The organism is Arenibacter catalasegens, assembly GCF_002909235.1.
Taxonomy (GTDB): domain Bacteria; phylum Bacteroidota; class Bacteroidia; order Flavobacteriales; family Flavobacteriaceae; genus Arenibacter; species Arenibacter catalasegens.
The window spans coordinates 300,507-307,346 of sequence record NZ_PHQQ01000003.1 but is presented as its reverse complement, the minus strand read 5'-3'; the positions used below and the strand labels follow the sequence as shown (position 1 = coordinate 307,346).

The following is a 6,840-nucleotide window of genomic DNA, read 5'->3' as shown; positions in this document are numbered from 1 at the left end:
TATGAGGTTACCGCAGCACCTACATTTATTCTTATAAACAAAAAAGGTGATGTTATTTTTGCAGAATCAGGATTTAATGAGAAGGAAATCATCAAACTAATTGAAGCCAATCTTTAAAGGGGTTTTACAAGAGACCATTCCCAATTTGGAACTAAATATTGCTTTATTCCAGCTTTTAATCTGTCCCGTAAATCGAACCATTTTTGGAACAGTCCCCTTTTTCTAAATCGTTTCATTTATCCGCCGTTTTACGAAACTGGAATTAAGGATTGAAGAATGTATAACTAATTATTTAGTTTAAACTAAATAATTAGTTATATTAGTTACTTAATTGAATAAAATTAATAATGAAATTACTTGTATTTCTCCTAGTACTTTTCTCTCTGTTTGGTTGCAAAAATAATGAGATCCAACCTGAAATATCCAAGGAAATAATTATATCAGGAAGGGTTATTGATTTTGACCTTAACAATCCTAATTTAAAAATAATTGTAAATAGATTGGGGTTTAGGCGATTTGAAATCCCAACTGGGTTGGATAGTCTTGGTTATTTCAGAGCGACTTTTGAAAGCAAAATTCCAACCGATGTCTGGGTTTCCTACAATACCAACTTCCTTGTCCTCTCCCATCCGGGCGATAGCATATTTGTTGAATTTAATGGAAAGACCAACAATAGACCAGAGTTGCTGGAATCGATCAAATTTAGTGGAGATGCCGCCAAAACAAATAAGGATGCTTCCTTTTTTCAGAAGATGTTTTTTTCAAATGAGTTGTACACAGATAGAAATACGCAAGCTGAGGCCGTGAAAAATTATAGCCCAAAACAATACCTCGCATATCTCGACACCTTACTATTGACAGGCAAGGTTCTTTATGATAAATTCGCTTCAGATAATTCAATATCTAATGAAACGAAGGTATGGGCTCAAATTTTTAGTGAACAGAATTATTATCGGTCCTTGGCAAATTATCCCATGCAACATCGTCGAGTAAATGGGTTAAATGAATCTGAGTGGAAAGTACCTGACGATTATAAGAATTCATTTTTGAAAAGGTTGCCGATAAAAGAGGAGATGTTTATTAGTGGCCATGAACTTTCTTCTTTCGTTAATTTATTCCATTTCTTTTATTTATATCCGAAAGTCCTTAGTGAAAAAACTACTACTAAGTATAAACTTAATGAGGAAGAATCCTCACTAAACAAAGATATAATTGATTCCCTAATGATATTTGGCATTCTAGAACAAACCAAGGACAGCTTATTAAGACAATTGGTGCTGGCTGAGAAATTATATCAAAGCTTGGATAAATCTGAAGTCTCATTATACGAAAAGTATAAAAGTGTTGCAGACTCAATTATAAAATTACCTTTCTTAAAAGAACGGCTCCACGAAGAATACAAAATCATCAAATACAATCTCGAACATCCTAAACAGGCCTCAGATGCCATTTTAATGGAAGCTAAGAATTCTTCTGTCGACCAAATAATGGATTCTATATTAACAACCAACAAAGGTAAAGTAATATATATTGATTTATGGGCAACTTGGTGTGGCTCTTGCATTGCCGAATTTCCTAAATCTAAAATCCTCATGAATAAATTGCAACACGAAGATGTGACTTTTATAAATATTTGTATAGAGTCTGAGGAAAGGTTATGGAAACCTATCCTTGATAAATTTGAACTGGGAGGTCATAATTATTTTTTAACTAAAAAACAGAGTACTGAGATAAAGAAAGCTTTTGGAATTCAAGCAGTGCCATATTATGTAATAATCGATAAAAATGGAACCATTTCTGAGAAGGGTTCTCATTTGAGGCCAGATGTTGCAGAAAGTAAAATATTAAAACTAATAGATGTAACTACCGAAAAATTGGCCTTATTTATTATAAATGGGAAAGATTTTTTAAAGCCCAAGTCTTATTTTAGTGAATTTGATGACACTAATGTGCGTCATATTCAAATCATCAACCCTGAGGTTGGGAAAAAAAAATATGGCCAAAAAGGAGAAAATGGAGTTTTTATTATTGATTTGTATGACGATAAATAAGATTGAAAACGATAACGATCCAGTTATTTAGAGTCTTATTAAAATTCGCTAAGAATATCTTATCTTTCAATAGGATGAATGGAGAACAATATTATTTCAATTAGAATCCATCTCATTTAATTACGTTTATTCTGAATAAAGAACTTGGAAATTTTTTAGTAGTTCCTTAAAACCAACCTTTTTTGGAACTGTCCCCTTTTCTAAAATCGTGTCATTTATCAGCCGTTTTGCTAGAGGTTTTTTATTTTCCAGAAGGACTATCTCATAAAGTGTGTAAGTTAAAAATAACAAGGGTTTAACCTTTATCTAAAGTCTGCCCCCTTTTTCATACCCGCCTGACCGGACGGGCAGGAATCCTAAGGAACTGATTTAAGATAATACCCCATTTCCTGGTCGCCTCCCTTGTTGCCAAATATATTGATTTTATCACCGCATCATCGGTAGGGAAGGAAAGTTTGTTCCTGGTGTACTTTCTTATTTTTCCTTTGAGCTTATCTTTAAGGTTGGTGGTATAGATGATCTTACAGATCTCCAAAGGAAAAAGCATTTTTAATTTTTATTCTACTCATCCCTTAAACTATCGACCGGATTTTGTTTTGCTGCACTGTAACTTTGCCAACTCACCGTTAACAAGGCAATTAGTAATGTAAATATGCCGGCCAATGCAAACACCCACCAATTTAAACTGGTTTTATAGGCAAAATTCTCCAGCCATTTATTCATGGCGTAATAAGCAATTGGGCAAGCAATAACAAAAGCCAACAAAACCCATTTAATAAAATCTTTATTAAGCATGATTAAAATATCATGAATGGTAGCGCCGTTTACTTTGCGTACACCAATTTCCTTAATACGGCGTTGGGTATCGTAGAGCGCAATGGTAAATAAGCCAATGGCCGATATTAATAAAGCAATAATGGTAAAAAGAATGTATATGGTACTTAAGCGTTTTTCTTTATCGTACAGGGCAACTATGTCGTCGCTTAAAAAAGTGTAGTTAAAGGTTTGGTTGGGATTTAATTCATTAAACAATTTTTGGATTTGGGCTATTGTTTCTTGGTTTTCATTATTATGAAATTGAATAAAATAATCAGCATCACTAATTTCCCCATTATATATAATAAGTGGTTTTGGTTTTGATGCTAAATGCTCATAATTAAAATCTTTCACAACACCAATAATCTCAAAATTATTCCCCCATGAAATATTTTCTATTGTCGTAGTGCCAATATCTTTAACACCCCAATGTTTTTTAGCGGCCTCATTTATTATAATTTTATTATCCCGTTTCTGGTCTATTTCTTTATCAAAAAATCGACCTTCTAATAACTCTAAACCAAAAAGATCTTGGCATTCTGTGGAGATAGCTAATGTATTTAAAGATTCAAAACCCGAAGTTTCTTGCCTGGTTTTCCATTCAATTTGATAAATATCTAAAGGAGATCTACCTTGACCAACTGTTTTTATGCCAGAGAAAGAGGCAAGTTGGTTTTTAATATATTCTGGTTTTTCAAGTATTTCTTTTCTATCAGCAACCTGTTTCTCTTCACTCCCAGTTATAACAATTGGAATTTGCGCTGTTAGGAAATATAGTTTTACTTTCATAATGTTTTCGGTATTAAACCCTAAATCTTTGCTTAGCATTAATTGAAGTTGTTTAGAAACTATTATAGACGATATAAGAAGAATAACTGCTAAAGTATATTGAACTAAAACTATAATTTGTTTTCCCTTTAGTTGTTGTTGATTATTTATATTTAATACTGCTGAAAAACGATTGATACTAATCATCGGATATATTAAACCAATGCTTGTAATTATTGTTAAAAACAAAATATTAATTAATAAAACCTGTATAACTGGCGGCTTCAAATTAACGTTCATAAAACCATTAAAATAAGGAATAACTAAATTATAAGTTATTGTTATTATAATAGCTGATATGACAATTGTGATGATATTTTCAACTAACTTTTGATAATAAATATTTTTTTTGAAGGCTCCAATGATTTTGGATATTACTATATTCTTGATAACGGAATTGACATTGACAATTTGAAGATTAGAAAAATTGAGAATAGACACCGATAGTATTATTAAAATAAAAATTATTAAGATGTCTATATTATACCTATTTCCTGAACTAAATACTGGAAGGACCTTTATTCGATTAAAATTGTTGGTAAAATAAAGGTCTTTTAATTTTACTGTTTTAGTAGTACTTTCTGTTAATTGTGGATAAAAGTTAGGAACATTATTATTGGAATATTTAATTTTTTCATCAAAATTATTTTGATGAACATTTTCTTTTAATCTTACAAACTGTACCCCTAGCATACCATAGAAAGTACCTGCATTGGGTATTAAAACATCAAATTTAAGAGAACTATTTGATGGTATTTTAACAATGCCTTTTACAATATGAGAACCTTGATACATTCGCGCTTCAAAATCCACCTTTTTACCCATCGGGTTTTCATTACCAAATAATTTTTTACTGAAATCCTCACTTAATATTATGGCTTCGTAATCATCCAAAATGGTGTTTTCATCACCTATTGCCAATTTAAAACCAAACATTTTAAAAAAGCTACTGTCTACAACCATACCGATGGGGGTATATGAATAATCGTTGTATTTTAGCTTAATTTCATCTTTACTAAAATTTATTAATGAGGTAATATCTTCAACTTCTGGATACTCATTATAATTATTCTTAAAAGATGACATCCAATCACTTTTAGGAGAAGTTTTCATGGTTATCATGTATATATCTTCTACTTTTTCATGAAAATCATCCATGGTAAGTTCGTTGTACACATACGAAAACAATAGTGAAATACATAACGCTCCCAAACAAAGAGTGGCCAAACTACCGGCAAAAATGGTTCTGTTGGAAACGAAGTTTCTAATGGCGAATTTAAAATAGTGTTTTAGCATCTTGTTTAGTTTATAAAGAAACGTGTAAAACCAAAGTACAACCTCTAGACTCTCTCTGCTAAATGATTATTCCTATTTTATGCTTGTTTTATGCAATAGCAAAACAAAAAACAAACGCTGCATTAAAATAGTTTCAACACTCCTTCAATTATCCAATCTCCAAGATTTTTCAAGAAAAACCTTGCAATGAATTAATAAAAAGCAGAAAAAACGGGAAGCAACTAATATTTTATTCATTATTTATATATCTAGCCCACTCTTTGCGTACCATTAATATGCCACAAAAACAAGGTTCTGATAATGTGATTGTTACAAAATAAAAAATATAGTTAATTCCACAACATGTAAAATTAATTAACAATAGGTGTAAAAATATTTTACACTTATTGTCAATGCTTACTTCTAAATAGTAGCTTTGATTTTAGAACTAAATCTATTAATATGCTAGATGGCAATTATTATAGTTGATGATATTAAAAGTGATACCACCATTGAATTTTACTACTCGGACATCAACACCCATTTCGAAGGGATTATAGAGAGTGTTGGACTAAAAGGACTTTTGGGCAAGAATGAATTTAGTTTTTTTGTCTCAAAAGGCGAAGGTGAAAACTGAATTTAAACAGTTCCGTAAAATGAACGTGGCTGTTGCAGAACTCAGATAAATATTAATTTGACAATGTAAGTAGGAATATAATCATTGATTATATTCCTACTTTAGCGATAATTAGAAGACTCATTCGCAAATAAAATTGGTGCTTAATGCCGAATGTCGTGCAAATGTCGCACATAAAACATTGCTGATTTTTGGAAAGTTTTATGATTGAAGATAGTTTTACTTATAATTTTAATTCGAATGAATAAACTTGATTTTGGCAAAGAATTAATTAAAATAAGAAAGGCCAGAGGTTTAACACAAGCTGAAGTTGCAGAAAAATGTAATGTAACAATGCGCACCATTCAAAGAATTGAATCTGGCGCTGTAAAACCAAGAAGCTCTACGATTAGAATTATTTCTGAATCCTTAGAAGTTGATTTTTTTGAAATCTCAAATCAAGATTCAGATTTCAAAAGCCATACTATGTTTTGGTATTTAAAAGATCTCTTTAATTTTAAAACAAATGCAATGAAAAAAATCTCAATCTTATCTACTTCTATTTTAATTTCAACTTTTATAGGTATCAACATATTTAGCACAGAGGCACAATCCAAAACTCCTAAAAAAGAACAAAAAATTGAATTAGAAAATCAACGCAGAAAAGTTGATTTCTCTAAGGGGTTTGACGAATTTAAAATCAAAGATAATTATGTATTTGTAACAAAAAATAATAAGCATGGTTTGATGACTATAGACGGTAAAACAATCATTCCTTGCGTATATGATAAGTTAGAATTTGAAGGAGGTTATGCTATTACCTTTAAAAACCAAAAACGCGGTTTAATGAATCTATATGGTAAAGTAATCGTTCCTTGTGAATATGATAGATTTGAAGTTGAAGGAAGTTATATCGTTACACTAAATGGAAATAAACAAGGGTTAATGAATCTAGATGGAGAAACAATCATTCCTTGCATATATAATAGATTTGAGGTTGAAGGAAATTTTGTCTTTACCTTAAAAGACAATAAACGTGGATTAATGAATCTAGATGGAGAAACAATTATTCCCTGTGAATATCATGGATTTGAAATTGAAAATAATTTTGTTTTTGTTTCAAAATACAATAAGCATGGATTAATAAATCTTGATGGAAAGGTAATTATTCCATGTGAGTATGATACTCTTAAAATCGCAGGTTCTATTGCCATTGTTTGGATATTCTGGTGATGCTGACCCCTCATTCTGGCC

Annotated in this window: 5 protein-coding genes and 1 pseudogene; 3 read left to right on the top strand and 3 right to left on the bottom strand. The window is 30.9% G+C overall.

The features are described 5' to 3' along the window. Positions 1-113 precede the first annotated feature (113 nt). Entirely contained in the window at positions 114-236 is a 123-nt protein-coding gene (locus CWD90_RS23565) for a hypothetical protein (RefSeq protein WP_262494942.1), read from the bottom strand. A gap of 111 nt (positions 237-347) precedes the next feature. On the opposite strand from CWD90_RS23565, the gene CWD90_RS04885 reads away from it, so the two are divergent. Then, complete coding sequence (locus CWD90_RS04885; RefSeq protein WP_103474796.1) at positions 348-2,051, top strand: TlpA family protein disulfide reductase; 1,704 nt, start codon at positions 348-350, stop codon at positions 2,049-2,051. Between the two features lie 325 nt (positions 2,052-2,376). Here CWD90_RS04885 and CWD90_RS04880 read toward each other — a convergent pair. Together CWD90_RS04880 and CWD90_RS04875 are read right to left on the bottom strand one after the other, a co-directional pair. Then, positions 2,377-2,592: pseudogene (locus tag CWD90_RS04880) on the bottom strand (transposase); the annotation flags it as partial. A 20-nt stretch (positions 2,593-2,612) separates the two neighbouring features. Beyond that, on the bottom strand, positions 2,613-4,991 hold the full coding sequence (locus CWD90_RS04875) for an ABC transporter permease (RefSeq protein WP_103474795.1): 2,379 nt from the start codon (positions 4,989-4,991) through the stop codon (positions 2,613-2,615). 448 nt (positions 4,992-5,439) lie between these two features. On the opposite strand from CWD90_RS04875, the gene CWD90_RS22975 reads away from it, so the two are divergent. Continuing rightward, positions 5,440-5,607 carry a hypothetical protein gene (locus tag CWD90_RS22975; RefSeq protein WP_157941158.1) on the top strand — a complete coding sequence of 56 codons (168 nt, stop codon included), beginning with the start codon at positions 5,440-5,442 and terminating at the stop codon, positions 5,605-5,607. A 240-nt stretch (positions 5,608-5,847) separates the two neighbouring features. Next, positions 5,848-6,819, top strand: coding sequence for a helix-turn-helix domain-containing protein (locus CWD90_RS04870; protein WP_103474794.1), 972 nt, complete (start codon positions 5,848-5,850; stop codon positions 6,817-6,819). Positions 6,820-6,840 lie beyond the last annotated feature (21 nt).